The sequence below is a fragment of the Amycolatopsis nalaikhensis genome (assembly GCF_030264295.1).
In the GTDB taxonomy this organism is placed as follows: Bacteria; Actinomycetota; Actinomycetes; order Mycobacteriales; family Pseudonocardiaceae; genus Amycolatopsis; species Amycolatopsis nalaikhensis.
The window spans coordinates 3,775,808-3,795,144 of the sequence record NZ_CP127173.1; the positions used below are offsets into that span (position 1 = coordinate 3,775,808).

Annotated in this window: 19 protein-coding genes and 1 pseudogene; 8 read left to right on the forward strand and 12 right to left on the reverse strand. The window is 70.0% G+C overall.

What is annotated here, in order from left to right; genetic code table 11:
- Positions 1-67 precede the first annotated feature (67 nt).
- The 3 genes from QP939_RS18775 to QP939_RS18785 are packed head-to-tail and all read left to right on the forward strand — an operon-like array spanning position 68 to position 2,676.
- Positions 68-973 (forward strand): aldose 1-epimerase family protein, encoded by a 906-nt coding sequence (locus QP939_RS18775; protein WP_285458079.1) that lies wholly within the window; start codon positions 68-70, stop codon positions 971-973.
- Positions 940-1,434 (forward strand): GNAT family N-acetyltransferase, encoded by a 495-nt coding sequence (locus tag QP939_RS18780; RefSeq protein WP_285458080.1) that lies wholly within the window; start codon positions 940-942, stop codon positions 1,432-1,434. The genes QP939_RS18775 and QP939_RS18780 overlap by 34 nt, the downstream gene beginning before the upstream one ends.
- 24 nt (positions 1,435-1,458) lie before the next feature.
- Positions 1,459-2,676, forward strand: a complete 1,218-nt coding sequence (locus QP939_RS18785; RefSeq protein WP_285458081.1) for an amidohydrolase — start codon at positions 1,459-1,461, stop codon at positions 2,674-2,676.
- A gap of 53 nt (positions 2,677-2,729) precedes the next feature.
- Here QP939_RS18785 and QP939_RS18790 read toward each other — a convergent pair whose 3' ends face one another.
- Together QP939_RS18790 and QP939_RS18795 are read right to left on the reverse strand one after the other, a co-directional pair.
- Entirely contained in the window at positions 2,730-3,335 is a 606-nt protein-coding gene (locus QP939_RS18790) for a Uma2 family endonuclease (RefSeq protein WP_285458082.1), read from the reverse strand.
- Positions 3,336-3,431: 96 nt separating this feature from the next.
- The gene (locus QP939_RS18795; RefSeq protein WP_285458083.1) at positions 3,432-4,568 is read right to left on the reverse strand and encodes an acyl-CoA dehydrogenase family protein; all 1,137 of its coding nucleotides are present in this window, start codon (positions 4,566-4,568) and stop codon (positions 3,432-3,434) included.
- 101 nt (positions 4,569-4,669) lie between these two features.
- Here QP939_RS18795 and QP939_RS18800 point away from each other — a divergent pair, with 101 nt between their 5' ends.
- The 4 genes from QP939_RS18800 (at position 4,670) to QP939_RS18815 (ending at position 9,154) form a co-directional block, all read left to right on the forward strand.
- On the forward strand, positions 4,670-5,251 hold the full coding sequence (locus tag QP939_RS18800; protein ID WP_285458084.1) for a TetR/AcrR family transcriptional regulator: 582 nt from the start codon (positions 4,670-4,672) through the stop codon (positions 5,249-5,251).
- Positions 5,252-5,291: 40 nt separating this feature from the next.
- On the forward strand, positions 5,292-6,233 hold the full coding sequence (locus QP939_RS18805; protein WP_285458085.1) for a carbohydrate kinase family protein: 942 nt from the start codon (positions 5,292-5,294) through the stop codon (positions 6,231-6,233).
- 197 nt (positions 6,234-6,430) lie between these two features.
- Positions 6,431-7,747, forward strand: coding sequence for a citrate synthase (locus QP939_RS18810; protein ID WP_285458086.1), 1,317 nt, complete (start codon positions 6,431-6,433; stop codon positions 7,745-7,747).
- Positions 7,748-7,807: 60 nt separating this feature from the next.
- Positions 7,808-9,154 carry a cryptochrome/photolyase family protein gene (locus tag QP939_RS18815; protein WP_285458087.1) on the forward strand — a complete coding sequence of 449 codons (1,347 nt, stop codon included), beginning with the start codon at positions 7,808-7,810 and terminating at the stop codon, positions 9,152-9,154.
- Positions 9,155-9,196: 42 nt separating this feature from the next.
- Here the strand turns inward: QP939_RS18815 and QP939_RS18820 are convergent, their stop codons facing one another.
- The 6 genes and pseudogenes from QP939_RS18820 to QP939_RS18845 all read right to left on the reverse strand — a co-directional run bounded on the left by QP939_RS18820 (position 9,197) and on the right by QP939_RS18845 (position 14,341).
- The gene (locus tag QP939_RS18820; RefSeq protein WP_285458088.1) at positions 9,197-10,387 is read right to left on the reverse strand and encodes an ABC transporter permease; all 1,191 of its coding nucleotides are present in this window, start codon (positions 10,385-10,387) and stop codon (positions 9,197-9,199) included.
- Positions 10,384-11,292, reverse strand: a complete 909-nt coding sequence (locus tag QP939_RS18825) for an ABC transporter ATP-binding protein (RefSeq protein WP_285458089.1) — start codon at positions 11,290-11,292, stop codon at positions 10,384-10,386. Before QP939_RS18825 ends, QP939_RS18820 begins: the two co-directional genes overlap by 4 nt.
- A complete protein-coding gene (locus QP939_RS18830; RefSeq protein WP_285458090.1) occupies positions 11,285-11,833 on the reverse strand; it encodes a hypothetical protein in 549 nt (182 codons plus the stop codon). Before QP939_RS18830 ends, QP939_RS18825 begins: the two co-directional genes overlap by 8 nt.
- A complete protein-coding gene (locus QP939_RS18835) occupies positions 11,830-12,099 on the reverse strand; it encodes a helix-turn-helix transcriptional regulator (RefSeq protein ID WP_285458092.1) in 270 nt (89 codons plus the stop codon). The genes QP939_RS18830 and QP939_RS18835 overlap by 4 nt, the downstream gene beginning before the upstream one ends.
- 144 nt (positions 12,100-12,243) lie before the next feature.
- Positions 12,244-13,781 (reverse strand): annotated as a pseudogene (locus QP939_RS18840) (glycerol-3-phosphate dehydrogenase/oxidase).
- Positions 13,778-14,341, reverse strand: a complete 564-nt coding sequence (locus QP939_RS18845) for a TetR/AcrR family transcriptional regulator (protein ID WP_285459786.1) — start codon at positions 14,339-14,341, stop codon at positions 13,778-13,780. The pseudogene QP939_RS18840 and the gene QP939_RS18845 overlap by 4 nt, the downstream one beginning before the upstream one ends.
- 97 nt (positions 14,342-14,438) lie before the next feature.
- On the opposite strand from QP939_RS18845, the gene QP939_RS18850 reads away from it, so the two are divergent.
- Entirely contained in the window at positions 14,439-16,058 is a 1,620-nt protein-coding gene (locus tag QP939_RS18850; RefSeq protein WP_434219653.1) for an FAD-binding oxidoreductase, read from the forward strand.
- Here the strand turns inward: QP939_RS18850 and QP939_RS18855 are convergent.
- The 4 genes from QP939_RS18855 to QP939_RS18870 all read right to left on the reverse strand — a co-directional run bounded on the left by QP939_RS18855 (position 16,036) and on the right by QP939_RS18870 (position 19,322).
- Positions 16,036-16,590: a gamma-glutamylcyclotransferase family protein gene (locus QP939_RS18855; protein ID WP_285459788.1), complete on the reverse strand. Its 555-nt coding sequence runs from the start codon at positions 16,588-16,590 to the stop codon at positions 16,036-16,038. The two genes, QP939_RS18850 and QP939_RS18855, sit on opposite strands and share 23 nt — an antisense overlap.
- A 134-nt stretch (positions 16,591-16,724) precedes the next feature.
- Positions 16,725-17,822, reverse strand: a complete 1,098-nt coding sequence (locus tag QP939_RS18860) for an S-(hydroxymethyl)mycothiol dehydrogenase (protein ID WP_285458093.1) — start codon at positions 17,820-17,822, stop codon at positions 16,725-16,727.
- Between the two features lie 116 nt (positions 17,823-17,938).
- Positions 17,939-18,412 (reverse strand): HAD domain-containing protein, encoded by a 474-nt coding sequence (locus QP939_RS18865; protein WP_285458094.1) that lies wholly within the window; start codon positions 18,410-18,412, stop codon positions 17,939-17,941.
- A 49-nt stretch (positions 18,413-18,461) separates the two neighbouring features.
- A complete protein-coding gene (locus QP939_RS18870; RefSeq protein ID WP_285458095.1) occupies positions 18,462-19,322 on the reverse strand; it encodes a sigma-70 family RNA polymerase sigma factor in 861 nt (286 codons plus the stop codon).
- Positions 19,323-19,337 lie beyond the last annotated feature (15 nt).

Below are 19,337 nucleotides of genomic sequence, written 5' to 3' on the forward strand. Positions count from 1 at the left end.
GACGCCGACTGTAGCTCAAACTATGACGACCGGTCTAGTAAGTTCGCGGCTCGGTAAGGTCGTGCGCATGGGCAACCCGACCGGTCAGCAGTTCGAGATCACCCGCGGCAACGCGCGCGCCGTCGTCACCGAAATCGGCGCCGGCCTGCGCGCTTTCGAGGTCGGCGGAGTGCCGTACGTCGAGGAGTTCCCCGAAGGCGCGAAGCCGCCGAAGGGCGCCGGGCAGGTGCTGCTGCCGTGGCCGAACCGGACCAAGGGCGGCAAGTGGACGTTCCAGGGTGAGGAGCAGCAGCTCGAGATCACCGAGGAGGCGCGCGGCAACGCCATCCACGGCCTGACCCGACACCTCGAGTGGGAGCTGCTGGAGCACGCCGAGTCGTCGATCACCCTGGCCGTCGACGTCGAGGTGCAGCCCGGCTGGCCGGTGCCGCTGCGGGCGACCGTGACCTACGAGGTGGCGCCGCGCGAGCTGACCGTCACCCACGAGATCCGCAACGAGGGCGAGCAGCCGATCGGCGTCGGCGTCGGCACGCACCCGTACTTCCGGATCGGCGACGTTCCGACCGACGAGCTGACGCTCACCCTGCCCGCGAGCCGCGTCCGGCCGTACCGCGGCGACGAGCAGCTGCCGTACGCGCCGGAGCAGGACGTCGAGGGCACGGAGTACGACTTCCGCGGCGGCCGCGTGCTGGCGGGCGTCGACCTGGACACGGCGTTCGGCGGGCTGTCGGCCGCCGAAGACGGTCAGCACCACATCGTGCTGGCCCACGAGGAGCAGCAGCTGGTGGTCTGGACCGGCCCGGACTTCCGCTGGGCGCAGGTGTTCACGCCGGACGACCTCGTCGGCCGCGGCCGCGCCGTCGCGATCGAGCCGATGACCTGCCCGGCCGACGCACTCAACACCGGTACCGACCTGATCGAGCTCGAGCCGGCGTCGTCGTGGACGGGCAGCTGGGGCATCCGGGTCCGGTGAAGCCGCTTCGCCTCGGCGTCGCCGACGCGGGCGAAGTGCTGACGCTGCAACGCGCCGCGTACGTCACCGAAGCCCGCGCGCACGACGATTGGGACCTGCCGCCCCTGCTGGAGACGCTCGACGAGGCACGGGCGGCGCTCGAGTCGTGCCTGTCCTGGGGCTTCCGGGAGCACGGCCGGCTGGTGGCGTCGGTGCGGCTGACCGTGTCGGGCGCGGTCGGGATGGTCGGCAGGCTCGTCGTCGCGCCCGACCGGCAGGGGCAGGGGCTCGGCCGGGCGCTGCTGCTGGCCGCCGAGGGCCTGGCGCCGCCCGAAGTGACGGTTTTCCGGCTGTTCACCGGGTCGAAGAGCGTCGGGCCGCAGGCGATGTACCGCAAGCTCGGCTACCGCGAGACGCACCGGACACCGGAGAACAACCACGAGCTGGTGCACTTCGAGAAGGCCCGCGTCGGAGGCGCCTGAGCGAGTTCGTTAGCGTGGCGAACTATGGCGAAGGCAATTGTCGGGGGCTACGTCGTCCCCATCGACGGTGAACCCATCGAAGGCGGCACGGTCCTGATCGACGGCGGCCGGATCGTCGCGGTCGGCGCCGAGGCCGACGTCGACATCCCGGAGGACGCCGAGCTGGTCGACGCGGCGGGCACCTGGGTGCTGCCGGGCTTCATCGACGCGCACGCCCACCTCGGTGTCCACGAGGAGGGTGAGGGCTGGTCGGGTAACGACACCAACGAGATGACCGACCCGAACGGCGCCCGCTTCCGCGCCGTCGACGGCATCGACCCGTACGAGCCGGGCTTCGACGACGCGCTGGCCGGCGGCGTCACGAGCGTCGTCATCAAGCCGGGGTCGGGCAACCCGATCGGCGGCCAGACGATCGGCGTCAAGACGTGGGGCCGCAGCATCCTGGACATGACGTTCGCGGAGCACGTGAGCGTGAAGAGCGCGCTCGGCGAGAACCCGAAGCGCGTGTACGGCGACAAGAAGCAGACGCCGTCGACGCGGCTGGGGGTCGCGGCGATCCTGCGCGAGGCGTTCACGAAGGCCCGCAACTACCAGGCGAAGCGCGCGCACGCGGAGTCCGAGGGCAAGCCGCACGAGGTGGACCTGACGCTGGAGACGCTGTCGAAGGTCCTCGACGGCGAGCTGTACTGGGACCAGCACGTCCACCGCGCGGACGACATCGTGACGGCGATCCGCCTGGCCGACGAGTTCGGCTACAAGCTGGTGATCAACCACGGCACCGAAGGGCACCTGATCGCGGACCTGCTGGCCGACCGCGAGGTGCCGGTGATCCTGGGGCCGCTGTTCACGACGAAGTCCAAGGTCGAGCTGCGCAACCGCACGCTGCGGTCGGCGGGCATCCTGGCCAGGGCGGGCGTGAAGATCGCGATCACGACGGACCACCCGGTGATCCCGATCAACTTCCTGGTGTACCAGGCGGCACTGGCGGTGAAGGACGGCCTCGACCCGGCGACGGCGCTGCGCTCGCTGACCATCAACCCGGCGTCGATGCTGGGTCTCGACGGGCAGATCGGGTCGCTGAAGCCGGGCCTGGACGCGGACGTGGTGCTGTGGTCGGGCGACCCGCTGGACGTGATGAACCGCGCGCTGCGGGTGTTCGTCCGGGGTGACGAGGTCTACCACTTCGACGAGTCGCTGGGCGAGGGCGTGTCGAAAGACCGCCGGTACCGCGAGGCCCGCTGAGTTTCGGACGGCACGCCGGTTACCGGGCGGTTCCGGCGTGCCGTCCGATCAAGTCAGTCGAGGAGCGCGTCGAGGTCGATCTTGACCGGGAACGGGACTTCGGTGGTGAAGGTCCCGGTGACCGCGGCGGCGTCGAGGTAGCCGAATTCTCCGGCCTGGTGGCAGGCGACGAGCGAGATGGGATCGCACGTGTCGATGATCCAGTAGTGCGGGATCCCGGCATCAGCGTATTCATCATGCTTGACCTGGTAGTCGGTGCGTTTCGAGCCTGGCGAGACGATCTCGACGACCACGACCACCTCGTCGGCGCGATACATGTCGTCTTCGTCATCCACGCGAGCACTCGCCTCGCGGTAGGTGATCAGCAGGTCGGGGCGGCGCGAAAATCCCGGTTCACCGCGAGGAGCCAAGCCAAGGTCCACATCGATGTCCGGAGTGAAATCGAGTTCCGGGGGTAGCTGGGATTCCAGTTGCCGGCCCAGCAGGTATGCCGCCTTGTTGTGTTTTCTGCTGGGACTGGGCGACATCACGACGCGACCCTCCACGAGCTCGGTGAAACCTGTGTCGGTTTCACCGAGCGCCGCGTACTCCTCGATCGTCAGCAGGTGATCGGGGATCTCCCACCGGCGAGCAGGGTGCGGCTGGGGAAGTGCAGTCACAGCGTCTCCTCACGTCGCCCGATATTGTCCCACGGCTCAGTGCAACCATGAGTAACGCTATCTGTACCGCGCGTGTGACACCGCTCCCTCGACCGGTTAAGCCTTCTTCAGCTCCCGGGCGATGACCAGCCGCTGGATCTGGTTCGTCCCTTCGAAGATCTGCGGCACCTTCGCCTCCCGCATGTACCGCTCCACCGGGAAGTCCCGCGTGTACCCGGCCCCGCCGAGCACCTGCACCGCGTCCGTCGTCACCTTCATCGCCCCATCGGTCGCGACCAGCTTCGCGATCGACGCCTGCCGCTGGAACGGCATCCCCCGGTCCCGCCGCCGGGCCGCGTCCAGATAACAAGCCCTGGACGACTCGACCGTCGCCGCCATGTCGGCCAGGAGGAACTCGACCCCCTGGAAGTCGATGATCGGGCGGCCGAACTGCGATCGGCCCTTCGCGTACGCCACCGCCTCGTCCAGCGCCGCCTGCGCCAGGCCCACCGCGCACGCCGCGATCCCCAGCCGTCCCGAACTCAGCGACGACAGTGCGATCCGCAGCCCGTCGCCAGCCGACCCCAGCCGCCGCGATGCGGGCACCCGGGCGTCCGTGAAGATCATCTGGGCCGTCGGAGACCCGGTGAGGCCCATCTTGCGTTCGCGGGGCGCCGCCGAAAGACCCGGAGTCGAGGCCGGGACCAGCAGGCACGAGATTTCTTCCGAGCCCGTCCGGACCATCGTCGTGTAGAAGTCCGCCACCCCCGCGTGGGTGATCCACGCCTTCGTGCCGTTCACGACGTAGTCGTCGCCGTCGAGCCGCGCGCGCGTCGCCAACGCCGCCGCGTCCGAGCCCGCCTGCGTCTCCGACAGCGCGTACGCCCCCAGCAGCCCGCCCTCGAGCATCTCCGGCAGCCACTCGTCGCGCTGCTCGTCCGTGCCCCACTGCGCCAGCCCGTAGCAGGACATCGTGTGCACCGAGAGCCCGACGCCGACCGTCATCCACGCCGCCGCGATCTCCTCCAGGACCTGCAGGTACACCTCGTACGGCACGTCGCCGCCGCCCCACCGCTCCGCGTACGGCAGCCCCAGCAGGCCGGACTTGCCCAGGAGGCGGAACTGCTCGCGCGGGAACTGCTCCGCTTCCTCAGCCGCCGCCGCGCGCGGGGCCAGCTCGTCGCGGGCGATCTCCCTGGCCAAGTCGACCAGAGCCTCGGCCTCCGAAGAGGGCAGCAGGCGTTCGGCGGGCATCGTCGTCCTCCAAAACTGTACTGAAAACAGTACTGTGGGCTGATTCAGAGTACAGTACGACAGGCCTGGGGTGGCCGGAAGACGTAGGAGATAGTGAGCCGATGCGCCCCGAACCCCGCCGCCGGCCGACCGCGCGCCAGCGCGCCCTGCTCGCCGACCTCGAGGCGCTCTTCCTCGCCGAGGGCTTCGCCGCCTTCACCCTCGACGACCTCGCCGCCCGGCTGCGCTGTTCGAAGTCGACGCTCTACGCCCTCGCGCCCAGCAAGGAGCAGCTCGCCGTCAAGGTCGTCACCCAGTTCTTCCGCGGCGCCGCCGAGCGGATCGAGGAGCGCATCGACGGCATCGACGACGCCCGCAAGCTCATCGGCGAGTACCTGGCCGGCGTCTCCGAGCACCTGAACCGGGCGTCCGCGACGTTCATGCGCGACCTCGCCGAGTTCGGCCCGGCCCGCGAGGCCTACCAGCTCAACAGCCGGTTCGCGGCGAAGCGCATCCGGCAGTTCATCGACAAGGGCGTCGCCGACGGGGTGTTCCGCGACGTGCACGCCCGGCTGGTCGCCGAGATGACCGGGCTCATCGTCGAGGGCATCCAGACCGGTGTGCTCGGACGGCGCACCGACGTCTCCGACGCCGAGGCGTTCACCGCACTGGGTGAACTGCTGCTCGGCGGGCTGAACAAATAGCGGACAGGAATTGTCACCCGTCACTCGATAAACTCCCCGCGTGATCGTCGTAGGCGGAGAAGCTCTGGTCGACCTGGTTCCCGGCGACCCCCTGGATTCCACTGTGGACGGTGGGCTGCGCGCGCTGCTGCCGCGGCTGGGCGGCGGGCCCTACAACGTCGCGCTGGCCGCCGGCCGCCTCGGCGTGCCGACGGCGTTCCTGTCGCGCGTGTCCACCGACCGCTTCGGCGAAGCGATGGTCGAGCGCCTGCACGCCTCCGCCGTCGACACCGCCCTGCTGCAGCGCGGCGACGAACCGACGACGCTGGCCGTCGTCGCGCTCGACGCGAAGGGCGCCGCGCGCTACACGTTCTACGTCGAGGGCACCGCCGACCGGCTCGTCGCGGATCCCGGCCCGCTGCCGGAGGACGTGACCGCGCTCTCATTGGGCACGCTCGGCATGGTCCTCGAACCCGGCGCTTCGGCGTACGAGGCGATGCTGCGGCGTGAGGCCGCCCGCGGCGTGCTGACCGTGCTCGACCCGAACATCCGCGAGGCGCTCATCACCGACCCGGCCGCCTACCGCGCCCGGTTCGCGTCCTGGCTGCCGGATGTCCGGCTGCTGAAGATCTCCGACGACGACGCCGCGTGGCTCACCGAAGGCGCCGACCCGGTGGCCGCCGCGAAGTCGTGGATCGAGTCCGGTGTGGACGCCGTCGTGCTCACCCGCGGCGCCGACGGGCTCGCGGTGATCACCGCCGCAGGTGAGCTGGCCCACGTCCCGTCGCGGAAGGTGACCGTGGTGGACACGATCGGCGCCGGCGACACCGTCCAGGGCGCGCTGCTGGCCTGGCTGCACACCCACGAGGCCGCCGACCTGGCTTCCCTCGACGCGGACGCGTGGCGAGAGGCGCTCGCGTTCGCGGCGAAAGCGGCGTCCATCACGGTGTCCCGCAGCGGGGCCGAGCCGCCGACGTCGGCCGACATGGCATCCACCGTGTGAACCTGGTCCCAAAGGGGCCCTCAGGAGCAACGTCACCGCTGCGCGAAAGCAGGTTTCTCGACTAACGTTGAGGGGCATTCTTCATACCCCAGCGGGGCGGTGTGCAGCGAGGCGCCAGTGTTTCCTCGCGTGAACACGTGGCTACCTGTGGAACGTACAGGCGCCGCCGGCCCGTGCCCAACGTGAGAGGGACTTGCATGTCCGACGCGACGACTGCGGGGCAGTCCGGCGGCGAAACCGCGAAGCTGACCCTGCCGAGTGGCGAGCACGAGTTCAAGATCGTCCACCCGGTCGAGGGCGCGCCCGGGATCGAACTGGGGAAGCTGCTGGCGCAGACGGGGTACATCACCTACGACCCCGGTTTCGTCAACACGGGCGCCGCGTCGTCCGCCATCGCCTACATCGACGGTGACGCCGGCATCCTGCGGTACCGCGGCTACCCGATCGAGCAGCTGGCCGAGAAGTCGACCTTCATCGAGGTCTCGTACCTGCTCATCTACGGCGAGCTGCCGACCGAGGCCCAGCTGGCCGACTTCACCGAGAAGATCCAGCGCCACACGCTGCTCCACGAGGACCTGAAGGCGTTCTTCAGCGGCTTCCCGCGCGACGCGCACCCGATGCCGGTCCTCTCGAGCGCGGTATCGGCGCTGTCGACCTTCTACCAGGACTCGCTCAACCCGTTCGACGAACCGAACGTGGAGCTGTCCACCATCCGGCTGCTCGCCAAGGTCCCGACCCTGGCCGCCTACGCGTACAAGAAGTCCGTCGGGCAGCCGCTGCTGTACCCGGACAACTCGCTCGGCCTGGTCGAGAACTTCCTGCGGATGACGTTCGGCTTCCCGGCCGAGCCGTACGACGTCGACCCGGACGTCGTCAAGGCGCTCGACCTGCTGTTCATCCTGCACGCCGACCACGAGCAGAACTGCTCGACCTCGACCGTGCGCCTGGTCGGCTCGTCCGAGGCGAACCTGTTCGCCTCGATTTCGGCGGGCATCAACGCGCTGTTCGGCCCGCTGCACGGCGGCGCGAACGCGGCGGTGCTGGACATGCTCGAGGGCATCCAGGCCGACGGCGGCGACGTCGCCAAGTTCGTCGAGCGCGTGAAGAACAAGGAAAAGGGCGTGAAGCTGATGGGCTTCGGGCACCGGGTCTACAAGAACTACGACCCGCGCGCGAAGATCATCAAGAACACCGCGGACGAGATCCTCGGCAAGCTGAAGGGCGGCGACCAGCTGCTCGACATCGCCAAGAAGCTCGAAGAGGTCGCGCTTTCCGACGACTACTTCGTTTCGCGCAAGCTGTACCCGAACGTGGACTTCTACACCGGCCTGATCTACCGGGCGCTGGGCTTCCCGACGAAGTTCTTCACGGTGCTGTTCGCGCTGGGCCGGCTCCCGGGCTGGATCGCGCACTGGCGCGAGATGATCAACGACCCGGCCACCAAGATCGGCCGCCCGCGGCAGATCTACACCGGCTACGCCTCGCGGGACTACGTCCCGATGAACGAGCGCTGAGTTTCTCCGGCAAGCGCCCCGTCGTGCACCCGCACGGCGGGGCGCTTATCGTTGTCCGTCGTGACCCGCGAAGCCCCGGTTGTCCTGTGGTTCCGCCGCGACCTGCGGCTGGGCGACCACGCCGCGCTGCTGGAGGCTTCCCGCCACAGCAAGCACGTTCTGGCGCTGTACGTCCTCGACGAGGCGCTGTTGAAGCCCGGTGGCGCGCCGCGTGAGGCGTTCCTCTACGGCTGCCTCGAAAAGCTGAACGAGCAGCTCGGCGGACGGCTGATGCTGGTCCGTGGCGAACCGGCGGCCGAGGTGGTCCGGGCCGCGAAGAAGATCGGCGCCGCGGCGGTGCACGTCAGCGCCGACACCGGGCCGTACGGTCGCCGCCGGGACGCCGCCGTGGCGAAGGCGTTGGCGGAGCACAACATCGACTGGGTCGAGACTGGCTCGCCGTACGCCGTGACGCCGGGGCGTGTCACGAAGCCGGACGGCGATCCGTACCGCGTCTTCACGCCGTTCTACCGCGCCTGGACCGCGCGGGGCTGGCATTCGCCCGCGGACACCGGACCGTCCCTTGTGGACTGGGTGGAACCGCCTCGGTCGCTGAAGATCCCGACGCCGCCGCGCGTCTCGGCGACCCTGCCCGAGCCGGGCGAACAAGCCGCTCTGGACGTCTGGCACGACTTCCTCGAAGACGGCATCGAGACCTACGACGCCGACCGCGATCGCCCGGACCGCGAAGGCACGACGCGGCTTTCGCCGTACCTGCGGTGGGGGAACATCCACCCGCGGACGATTCTGGCGGACCTGGCGGGCGACGACCGCGTCGGCGCGAAGTCGCTGCGCAGCGAGATCTGCTGGCGCGAGTTCCACGCCGACGTCCTGTGGCACCGCCCGGAAACCGCGCGCGAGAACTACGACAAGCGCTTCGACAAGATGGCGTACGACGACGACCGGGAGGCGTTCGAGCGGTGGTGCGCGGGTCGCACGGGCTACCCGATCGTCGACGCCGGGATGCGGCAGCTGCTCGCCGAGGGCTGGATGCACAACCGCGTCCGGATGGTCGTGGCGAGCTTCCTGGTGAAGGACCTGCACCTGCCGTGGTGGTGGGGCGCCCGGCACTTCATGAAGCACCTCGTCGACGGCGACCTGGCGTCGAACCAGCTGAACTGGCAGTGGGTGGCGGGCTGCGGCACGGACGCGGCGCCGTACTTCCGGATCTTCAACCCGACGACGCAGGGGGAGAAGTTCGACCCCAAGGGCGACTACGTCCGCAAGTACGTGCCGGAGCTGCGCTCGGTCGCCGGGAAGGCGGTCCACCAGCTGAAGGACCGCCCCGCGGACTACCCGGAGCCGGTGGTCGACCACGCCCACGAGCGCCAGGTGTCCCTGGAGCGCTACGGCGCGATCACGTCGTGAGTGTTTAGGGCGGTTCTAACCGCCCTAAACACTCACGAGCGGTCAGCCGCGCAGGGCCTCGGAAAGCTTGATGCGGCTGCCGATGCGCAGGACGCTGTTGCCGTAGATCTTGCCGCCCAGCCAGGTGAGCAGCGCGACGAGCGCGACGGTCAGCCCGAGGGAAAGCGCGATCTCCCAGCCCGCCGCCGCGCCGGTCGCGATCCGCGCGGGCATCAGGATCGGCGAGAGCAGCGGGATGAGCGAGATGACCTTGGCCGCCGAGCCGGACGGGTCCTGCAGCAGCAGGTTGAACCCGGCGACGAACCCGATGATGAGCACGATGTTGATCGGCCCGACCACGGACTGGGTGTCCTCCTGCCGCGAGACGAGTGAGCCCAGCGCGCCGTAGATCGTCGCGTACAGCAGGAAGCCGAGCAGGTACCAGAGCAGACCCCACAGCAGCGCGCCGCCCGCGAAACCGGACAGGCTGAACACCCCGGTCGCGGACGCCGCGACCAGACCGGCGCCGGCGAGGATCACCAGCTGCGTCAAGCCGACCAGGCCGAGCCCGATCACCTTGCCCAGCAACAGCTGCCACGGCCGCACACTGGCGAGCAGGATCTCCACGACCCGGCTCGACTTCTCTTCGACGACGCCCTGGGCGACCATCATCCCGTAGGTGATGATGCTGATGTAGAGCAGGAACGCGACGATCAGCCCGACGACGAGCCGTTCGGTGTGGTCGGCCGGTTCCGGGGAGAGCGCGTCGTCCTGCACGTGGGTGCCGTTGACCTGGGCCATCACCTCGGCGGGCTCGAGCTGTGCGGACGACAGGACGCCGTCGAGCACCTGCTGCTGCGCCACCTGGTCGAGCACCGTGCGCAGCTGCTTGTCCAAAGTGGACTTGTAGGTGGCGGTCAGCTTCGCCGCGCTGCCGGAGACGAGGGCGTCGAGGTCGCCGTCTTCGACCTTCTTGCGGCCCTCGGCGGGATCGGTGATGGTGACGGTCGAGATCTGCTGGCCGGAGCGCGCCGCCTGCGTCTGCAGCTGTTGCGCGATCCCGATGGCCTGCCCGGTGAGCCCGACGGTGCTCTTGTCGGCCGACCCGGCCAGCGCGGACTGGAAGCCGACGTAGCCGAGCAGCAGCGCGAGCATCACGACGGTGCCGATCACGAAGGACCGCGTCCGCAGCCGCGTGTTCAGCTCGCGCTTCATGACGAGCCAGACGGCCCGCCGTCCACTCAACGTCCTCATCGTTCCCCCTTGTCGGACACGGCGTCGCGGAAGAGCTCGGTCAGCGACCGGCGGCGCCGGCTGAACTCGGTGACGGGCCCGGTCGCCAGCGCGGCGGCGAGCACGGCCTGGTCGTCGGCGCTGGGGTCGAGCCCGAGCACGGTGGTGGCGCCCTCTTCGAGCACGCGAACCCCGGGCAGCCCGGCGGCCCAGCCAGGTTGCGCACCGGGAGCGGTGACGACGAGCTTGCTGCCCCCGCCCGCGGTCAGTTCGGCGACGGTCCCGACGGCGACCATCCGTCCACTGCGGATGATCCCGACCCGGTCGCAGAGCCGTTCGACGAGGTCGAGCTGGTGGCTGGAGAAGACAACGGGCACCCCGGCGGCGGCCTTCTCCCGCAGGACACCGCTCATGACGTCGACGGCGAGCGGGTCGAGGCCGGAGAAGGGCTCGTCGAGGACGAGCACGGCGGGATCGTGCACGAGCGCGGCGGCCAGCTGGACGCGTTGCTGGTTGCCGAGGCTGAGCTTCTGCACCTCGTCTTTGCGGCGTTCGGCGAGGCCGAGCCTGCCGATCCAGTTCTCGGCGTTGCGGTGGGCCTCGTTGGCGCTGAGGCCGTGCAGCTCGGCGAGGTAGACGAGCTGGTCGAGCACTTTCATCTTCGGGTAGAGCCCGCGTTCCTCCGGCATGTAGCCGATGTGGGTGCGGGTCTCGTGGGTGATCTTCCGGCCCCCGAACCGGACTTCCCCACCATCGGCGGCGAGCACGCCGAGCGCGATCCGCATGGTGGTGGTCTTCCCGGCACCGTTGCTGCCGACGAAGCCGAAGAGCTCCCCGGCGCGGACGTCGAACGAGACGCCGTCGAGCGCGACTTTGGCGCCGTAGCGCTTGGAGATCCGGTCGATCTCCAGTGTCCCCTCAGTCATTCCCCATCCCCTCTGCGAAGTCATCGGGATCGTCATCCGGCAGCGACCACCCGAGCACGATCTGCGGGAGCGTGCTCCCGGCGGCGAGCAGCGCGGAAAGCATCATGGCGCCACGGATCCCGCCATCCTCAGCGCGCGCGACGACGAGGCCGTAGACGAGCGCGAGGATCATGAGCCAGACAAGAGTTTGGTAGGCCACGAAGGTGACCCGGTGCCGCCACTCGCGTTCCCGTTCGTCGAGCAGCCGCGAGAAGCTCCCGGTCATCCGGCCGGTGAGGATCCGCAGCAGCGTGAAGACAACGCCGCCGAAGACGAGGCTCCCGGCCCACAGCCCGGTGAAGACCCAGTCGTTCACGAGGGTGAAAACGCAGGCCCCGCAGATGAGAACGAGATCAGCGGCACCAAGGGCGACGGCGAGTGGCCGCCGGTGGCGCCGATCGCGCCACCCGGGCAGCTTCCGAGCGCGGGCGAGTTCTTTTTCATCGAGCTTGTCGAGCTGCCGTTCCCAGTAGGCCGCGAGCCGGCCTCGCTGTTCGGTCATGCTCCCCCCTCGCGGTAGACCTGGGTGGACAAGGGCGTGAAGGGCTCCCGGCTGAAGACGGCTTCGACAGGCAGGTCGAAGACGGCGCAGATCCGGAAGGCCAGATCGAGACTCGGATAGTGGTCACCACGTTCGAGGGCACCGATGGTTTGCGGGTTGACCTCGACGGCGGAGGCAAGCGCGGCCCGGCTCATCCCGCGTTCGGCGCGAAGCACGGGGAGCCGGTTGTAGATCGGCAGCTCCTTGCCACGTCTGACCGGACTCATGAACTTACTGTTGCAAAAACCCAACGGGTCGTCAACTTAAGAGAACATCAAGGCTGGGTGTCCACAGACGAGAGACATAGACTGCCGGGCGGCAGCGCCGCTGGCCGCCCACGACGGACCGGCCAGCGGAGGCCCGAGGCAGACTCACCCAAGCCCGGCAAGCGACTTGTCGACAAGCTCGGCAACCCGAGGAGCGGCAGCCTCGGCATCAGAGGGAATGAGGGCCAACCGAGTCCGACGCTCCAGGACATCGGCGACATCGAGAGCCCCCTCATTCCGGACGGCCCAAACAACCTCAGCAGCGGTGATCTCGGTCCCGGAAGCCACGGGAGCAGCAAACTCGGCATCCAACGAGCCCAAGGCGGCTACCCGAGGAGCCTCGGTCCCATAGAGCGAAACCATCCGCGGAGGAGCATCGACTAGGGCGAGACTCGCCCGCGGAGCGGCCCCGAGCAACGGCAACCGCGAGGTCCGACAGGGAGAAGCGGAAAGCCCGGCCAACCGAACGGCGGCATCAACGGCATCCTCAGCCATCCGCCGATAGGTGGTGAGCTTCCCCCAACGACGGTCAGCAACCCATCGGAACCAGCCAAAACGGCATGCTTCCGAGAAAGATCGGCCGACCGCCCACCACCTTCCACCAACGGCCGCAACCCGGCATAAGACCCAGCGACATCGTCCCGAGTAAGAGGCTGAGCCAGTACTGAGGAAGCCAACGACAGCAGGAAGTCCACATCGGACTCAGGAACGGAAGGAACATCAGGGATGTCCCCGGAAACGGGCTCATCGGTAAGCCCGAGATAGACCCGCCCATCCGGCTGAGGAAGAAGAAAGACGAACCGGTTGGTCTCCCCGGGAACCCCGATGTTGACGGAGGTGGTCCCCATCGGAACGGTCCCAGGGGCAAGCACGAGATGAGAGCCGAGCGAAGGCCGCAGCCGCACAGATCCGGTCAACGTCCCGGCCCAAACGCCAGTAGCGTTGATCACCTGCCGAGCGTGGATGTCAAAAGAAGAACCGGAAACCCCGTCCCGAACCCGCACTCGATCAGCGGAAAGAGAAGAAGCCGAAACCCGGGTCAGGATCCGAGCGCCAAAGGAAGCCGCCGTGCGAGCCAGGGAGACGACCAGCCGAGCGTCATCGGTCAAAGCACCGTCATAGGCCAGCAAGGCACCGCGAAGACCACGCGCGGAAAGCCCAGGAGCCAAAGCCAAAGCCTCGGCGGCGGGAATCGAACGAGGCCGAGGAAGCACCGAAGAAGGAGTACGAGCAGCCCGCCGAAGACCATCCCCAGCCCGAAGTCCAGCCGAGACGATGGCTTCCTGAACCCGGGAAGTACTGGGGTAGAGAGGAAAAAGCTGAGGCATGGCCCGAGTGAGGTGCGGCGCGGTGCGCATCATGAGAATCCCGCGCTCGACAGCGCTCTCATGTGCCAGCCCGAGCTCACCATGGGCGAGATACCGAAGCCCGCCATGAACCAGCTTGGACGACCACCGCGAAGTCCCGAAAGCAAGATCCTGGGCCTCGACAAGGGCAACGGACAGCCCGCGCGAAGCGGCGTCGAGAGCGATCCCGGTCCCGGTGACCCCGCCGCCGACCACGACGACGTCGACACGCTCACCCGCGGCCAGCTCCGCGAGCTCACGTTCGCGGCGCCGCGCGTTGAGCGAGCCGGAGTTCACGGCTTCAGCGCCGCGTCGAGCACGTGCGTGAACTCGGCCATCAGGTCCGCCTCGGTCACGTCCACCGTCGCCGGCCGCAGCGAGAACGCGAACGACTGGACCACCAGCAGCACCGCCCGGGACTGCGCCGCGACCGGTGCCCGCCGGATCGAGCCGTCCTGGTGACCGGCCTCCAGCAGGTGGTGCAACGCCTGCTCGGCGAACTTCTGGGTCCCGCCGAGCCGCTCCACGATGTACGGCAGCACCAGTTCGGGGTCGACGTCGAGCAGCGTGCGGAACAGCGGGTCGGTCGCCAGCGCGCGGACCCCGGCCGAGGCGATGGTCACGAGCCGCTCGCGGCTGTGCGCCGCCTCCGCGCCGCGCTCGGTCGCCGTGCGCAGGAGCCCGCTGAACTCCCTGGTCATCAGGGCCGCGAGCACGCTGCGGACGTCCGGGAAGCGGCGGTACACCGTCATCCGGCTGACGCGCGCGGTCCGGGCGATCTCGGCGAGTGTGGTGCGGCGCACACCGACGGCCAGCACGCACGAGCGCGCGGCGTCGAGCAGCACGTCATCGGCCACCCGCGTCGCCGTCTGGCGGCTGCGGGTGTCCGCGAGCGCGGAGGATCCCGCGGTCTGCGTGGTGTGACGTTTAACGTCCATATGTCACACTGTAGTCGTGAACGCGCTCATTGACCACCGCCTCCGGCGGTCCTGGACCCCGGAAGCCGCCGACGCCGCCCAGCTGCCCGTGCGCGCGGCCAGGTGGCTCGACCAGCGTATCGGTCCGATCGCTCCCAGTGCTGCCCCGGAAGCGAACGAGTCGGTGAAAATACCGTCACCGAAACTTTCGGAAGCTGCGTCCGACGCGCTCGCGAAGGTGGTCGGCGCGGAAAACGTGCTGGTGGACGACGCGGCGCGGCTCGCGCGGGCCACCGGACTGTCCTACCTCGACCTGCTGCGCCGCCGTTCGCCCACCGCGGACTTCCCGGTGCCCGACGCCGTCGTGCTGCCCGCCGATCCGGACGAGGTCCAGGCCGTGCTCGAGGCCTGCGTCCGGCACGACGTCGGCGTCGTGCCCTTCGGCGGCGGCACCTCGGTGGTCGGCGGCGTCGCGGCGCTGCGCGGCGGCAAGACGGCGGTGATCGCGCTCGACCTGGTCCGGCTCGACGCGCTCGTGTCGGTCGACGCCGAATCGCGCATCGCCGTCCTGCAGGCGGGTGTCCGCGGTCCCGAAGCCGAGCGGCTCCTCGGCGGGCACGGCCTGACGCTCGGGCACATCCCGCAGTCGTTCGAGCGAGCCACCATCGGCGGGTTCGCCGCGACGCGCTCGGCCGGGCAGGCGTCGTCGGGCTACGGGCGCTTCGAAGACATGGTGACCGGCGTGCGGCTGGCGACTCCGCGCGGCGAGTGGAAGCTCGGCGTCGCGCCCGCGTCCGCCGCCGGACCCGACTTGCGCCAGCTCGCGGTCGGCAGCGAGGGCACGCTCGGCGTGATCACCGAGGTCGCGCTGCGGGTGCGTCCACAACCGCCGGTCCGGCGTTACGAGGGTTACGCGCTGCCGGGCTGGGCGGCGGGCGCGGCGGCCGTGCGGGACCTCGCGCAGCACCACGCGCTCGCCGACGTCACGCGGCTGTCCGATGTGGACGAGACCGAGGTGTCGCTGGCGCTGAACGCGGGCCTCAAGACGACGGCGCTGCGCCGTTACCTCGCCGCGCGCGGGGTGCGGCGGCCGTGCTTCCTCATCGTCGGCTGGGAGGGCACGGCGCACGACGTGGCGCTGCGCCGCCGCGAGACCGCGCGGCGGCTGAAGGCCGCGGGTGCCGTGCGCGTCGGCAAGGCGCTCGGCGAGTCGTGGCGGCACGGCCGGTTTGCCGGGCCGAGGCAGCGGGACGCGTTGCTGGACCGCGGCGTCTGCGTCGAGACGCTGGAGACCGCGGCCTACTGGTCCAATGTGGACGAGCTGCGTGACGACGTCCGCGCGGCGCTGACGGCGTCGCTGGGCCGGGCGATCGTCATGTGCCACATCTCGCACGCCTACGAGACCGGCGCGTCGCTGTACTTCACGGTGCTGACCGCGCGCGACGGAAGTGACCCGATAGGACAGTGGCAGCGCGCGAAAGCGGCGGCGTGCGAAGCGATCAGCGGACTGGGCACGATCTCGCACCACCACGCTGTCGGCGTCGACCACGCGCCCTACCTGGCGGCGGAGATCGGCTCGCTGGGCGTCGAAGTGCTGCGGGCGGCCAAGTCCGTTGTGGACCCGACGGGAATCCTCAACCCGGGGAAGCTGGTCTGAGCACTTCACACGGGACACCGTGGCCGTCCGCGGCGACGCCTTCGAGCGACGCCGCTTCAGCCTGGGGCACGTCGGCGGTGCGCACCGGCTTGCCGTCGACGAGCAGGGGGTAGCGGATCGGCGCGGCGCCGACGTAGGTGCAGACCTCGGTCAGCCGGGTGCCGTCTTCGAGGGTGATGTCGGGTTCGGTCAGCCGCGCGAGGTGGTAGCGCGTGCCGCGGCCCTCGCAGCGGTCGAGCACGGCGAGCTGGTCCGGCGTCACGAACCAGACGGCGTGCTCTTCGACGCCGTCCATCGCGGTCAGGGTGGCCGGGCGCTGGTCGTCGACGACGCGGAACCCGGCGGCCCACACGGCGGCGAGGCCGGCGCAGCGCGCGTGCGCCACCACGACCGGGCCTTCGAGCCCGAGGCGCGCGCGCAGCCAGGTGATCTTCGACGGGTTCGCGTTGGAGCCGTAGGCCAGCACGGCCGTCCGGTCGCGCCAGCCCGCGGGGGCGGCTTGCAGGGGGTGTCCGACGCCGTCGACGTGCACGAACGAGTAGCCCGGCCGGGTGCCAGGGTAGGGCTCGGCCGGGTATTCGTCGTCGGTGAACAACGGGCTTTCGGGGGGTCCAGGGGGGCTTGCCCCCCGGCTGGGGTCCGGGGCTCGGCCCCGGAAGACGCTGGTCAGAACGTCACCACGCTGCGCAGGACCTCGCCGTGGTGCATGCGCTCGAAGGCCTGCTCGACGCCGTCGACGCCGATGCGCTCGGTGACGAACTTGTCGAGCGGCAGCCTGCCCTGCAGGTAGAGGTCGACGAGCATCGGGAAGTCGCGGCTGGGCAGGCAGTCGCCGTACCAGGAGGACTTGAGCGAGCCGCCGCGGGAGAAGAAGTCGATGAGCGGCAGGTCGTTCAGCCGCATGTCCGGCGTCGGGACGCCGACGAGCACGACCGTGCCGGCGAGATCGCGCCCGTAGAAGGCCTGCCGCCAGGTTTCGGGACGGCCGACGGCGTCGATCACGACGTCGGGGCCGAAGGAGTTCGTCGCGTCCTGCATGGCCTCGACGACCTGTTCTTCGCTGAGGCCGCGGCTGTTGACGGTGTGCGTCGCGCCGAAGTCGTTGGCCCAGTCGAGCTTCCGGTCGTCCATGTCGATCGCGACGATGGTGGTGGCCCCGGCCAGCTTCGCGCCGGCGATGGCGGCGTCGCCGACGCCACCGCACCCGATGACGGCGACCGAATCCCCGCGGGTGACGGCGCCGGTGTTGATCGCGGCGCCCAGCCCGGCCATGACACCGCAGCCGAGCAACCCGGCGACGGCGGGCTCGGCCTCGGGGTTGACCTTTGTGCACTGTCCGCTGTGGACGAGCGTCTTCTCGAGGAAGGCCCCGATGCCGAGGGCGGGCGAAAGCTTCGTGCCGTCGGCGAGGGTCATCGGCTGGGCGGCGTTGAAGGTGGAGAAGCAGTACCACGGCTTGCCGCGCTTGCAGGCCCGGCAGGTGCCGCAGACGGCGCGCCAGTTGAGGATGACGTAGTCGCCGGGTTCGAGATCGGTGACGCCCTCGCCGACGGCTTCGACGACCCCGGCGGCCTCGTGGCCGAGCAGGAAGGGGAAGTCGTCGTTGATGCCGCCCTCGCGGTAGTGCAGGTCGGTGTGGCAGACGCCGCAGGCCTGCACGTTCACGACGGCTTCACCGGGGCCGGGATCGGGAACGAGGACGGTCTCGAGCGAGACGGGCTCGCCCTTGGCCCGCGAAACAACCCCCTGCACCTCGTACGGCATGCGAATCCACCTTCCCGGCCGCGCTGCTGGTCCTGCCCGCAGCTAATCACGGATCATGCGCGGATGGCGACATCCGCATGAGTGACTTCGGTGGCCTGTGCGCAACTAGGTGCGTGTTACGCAACTCCGAGCCAGGCGGCGATGGTGGCGACGTCGTCGAACGTGAGGCCGGTGCTCGCCTGGACCGGGTGGAGCAGCGCCGGACCGGGGTGGTGGCTCGCCACCCAGGACCGGTCCGCGGCGGTCGTCTCGTCGTCGATCCAGACGAACGGGCGGCCGGCCGCGTACTCGACGATCCGCCGCGTCTTCCAGTGGAGTCCGCCGACGGCGTCGTCATCGGGGAAGTCGAGCACCGGGAGCGGCGGCAGGCCCAGCAGCGGGGCGACGCACTCGTTCGCCTCGTCGAGCCAGGTCGTGGCCCAGACGAGGTCGCAGCCGAGCGCCAGCAGCCGCGGGCCGAGCGCCGGGTCGATCCGCGACAGCAGGGGGTTGCCGAGGTCGGTGTCCGTGAAGACCGGGTACTGCCCGTCGCTGCGGCCGAACGGGATCAGCGGGCCGTCGACGTCGAGGAACACCAGCGGGCGGGCCATGGTGCTCGCAGTGTGCCACGGGCGCGTGCCTCCGGCCCCGGCTTCCACGCTACCCCGGGGCACCGACGGTTTCGGGCGGCTCCGGCAGGTCCATGGACGCGAGCTTCACCGGATCGGCGACCGCGGCGATGCCGACGATCCGCCCGTCCGCCACGGTGAACGCCACCACCGACAGCGGCGTCCCGTCCGGGCGCCACGCCACCACTCCCGGCAGGCCGCCGACCAGCACCGTGCGGCCACCCGCCGCCGCGCCGAAGCGCGCTCCCGCTGCCACCTTCGTCGCTCCCAGGACCACCACCACGCCGTCCGGGGTGTCGACCGTCAGCCGGACCTCCGGGTCGAGCACGCGCAGCAGCCCCTCGAAGTCGCCGTCGCGGGCCGCCGTCAGGAACGCCTGGACCACTTCGCGCTGCGAACGCCCCGCCGGTTCCGACGGCGTGCGGACCTTGCGGCGCGCGCGGCTGGCCAGCATCTTCGTCGCGGCCGTCGACTTGCCGAGGATCCGGCCGATCTCCTCGAACGGCACCGCGAACAGGTCGTGCAGCACGAACGCCAGCCGCTCGTGCGGGCCGAGCGACTCCAGGACGACCAGCAGCGCCAGCCCGACCGAGTCGGCGAGCGCCACGTCCTCCTCCGGCGCCGGGGCCTCGTCGACCTCGACCACGACCTCGTCGTAGGGCGCCTCGGGCCGGGCTTTCCGCGCGCGCAGGACGTCGAGGCTGATCCGGCCCACCACCGTGGTCAGCCAGCCGTCGAGGTTCTCGATGGTCGCCGCGTCTTGGCGGGACAGGCGCAGCCAGGCCTCCTGGACGACGTCTTCGGCGTCGGCGTGCGAGCCGAGCACGCGGTGGGCGACCGCGCGCAGGCGGTCGCGCCGGGCGTCGAACGCCTCGGCCAGCGGGTCGGACATGTCGTTACCTTCCTC

Bases quoted from the DNA above. Each gene is read 5' to 3' on its own strand.
- QP939_RS18860 (WP_285458093.1), bottom strand. From the start codon at position 17,822: ATGCCGTACGAGGTGCAGGGGGTTGTTTCGCGGGCCAAGGGCGAGCCC.
- QP939_RS18800 (WP_285458084.1), top strand. From the start codon at position 4,670: ATGCGCCCCGAACCCCGCCGCCGGCCGACCGCGCGCCAGCGCGCCCTG.
- QP939_RS18825 (WP_285458089.1), bottom strand. From the start codon at position 11,292: ATGACTGAGGGGACACTGGAGATCGACCGGATCTCCAAGCGCTACGGC.
- QP939_RS18810 (WP_285458086.1), top strand. From the start codon at position 6,431: ATGTCCGACGCGACGACTGCGGGGCAGTCCGGCGGCGAAACCGCGAAG.
- QP939_RS18820 (WP_285458088.1), bottom strand. From the start codon at position 10,387: ATGAGGACGTTGAGTGGACGGCGGGCCGTCTGGCTCGTCATGAAGCGC.
- QP939_RS18785 (WP_285458081.1), top strand. From the start codon at position 1,459: ATGGCGAAGGCAATTGTCGGGGGCTACGTCGTCCCCATCGACGGTGAA.
- QP939_RS18795 (WP_285458083.1), bottom strand. From the start codon at position 4,568: ATGCCCGCCGAACGCCTGCTGCCCTCTTCGGAGGCCGAGGCTCTGGTC.
- QP939_RS18830 (WP_285458090.1), bottom strand. From the start codon at position 11,833: ATGACCGAACAGCGAGGCCGGCTCGCGGCCTACTGGGAACGGCAGCTC.
- QP939_RS18775 (WP_285458079.1), top strand. From the start codon at position 68: ATGGGCAACCCGACCGGTCAGCAGTTCGAGATCACCCGCGGCAACGCG.
- QP939_RS18865 (WP_285458094.1), bottom strand. From the start codon at position 18,412: ATGGCCCGCCCGCTGGTGTTCCTCGACGTCGACGGCCCGCTGATCCCG.
- QP939_RS18835 (WP_285458092.1), bottom strand. From the start codon at position 12,099: ATGAGTCCGGTCAGACGTGGCAAGGAGCTGCCGATCTACAACCGGCTC.
- QP939_RS18870 (WP_285458095.1), bottom strand. From the start codon at position 19,322: ATGTCCGACCCGCTGGCCGAGGCGTTCGACGCCCGGCGCGACCGCCTG.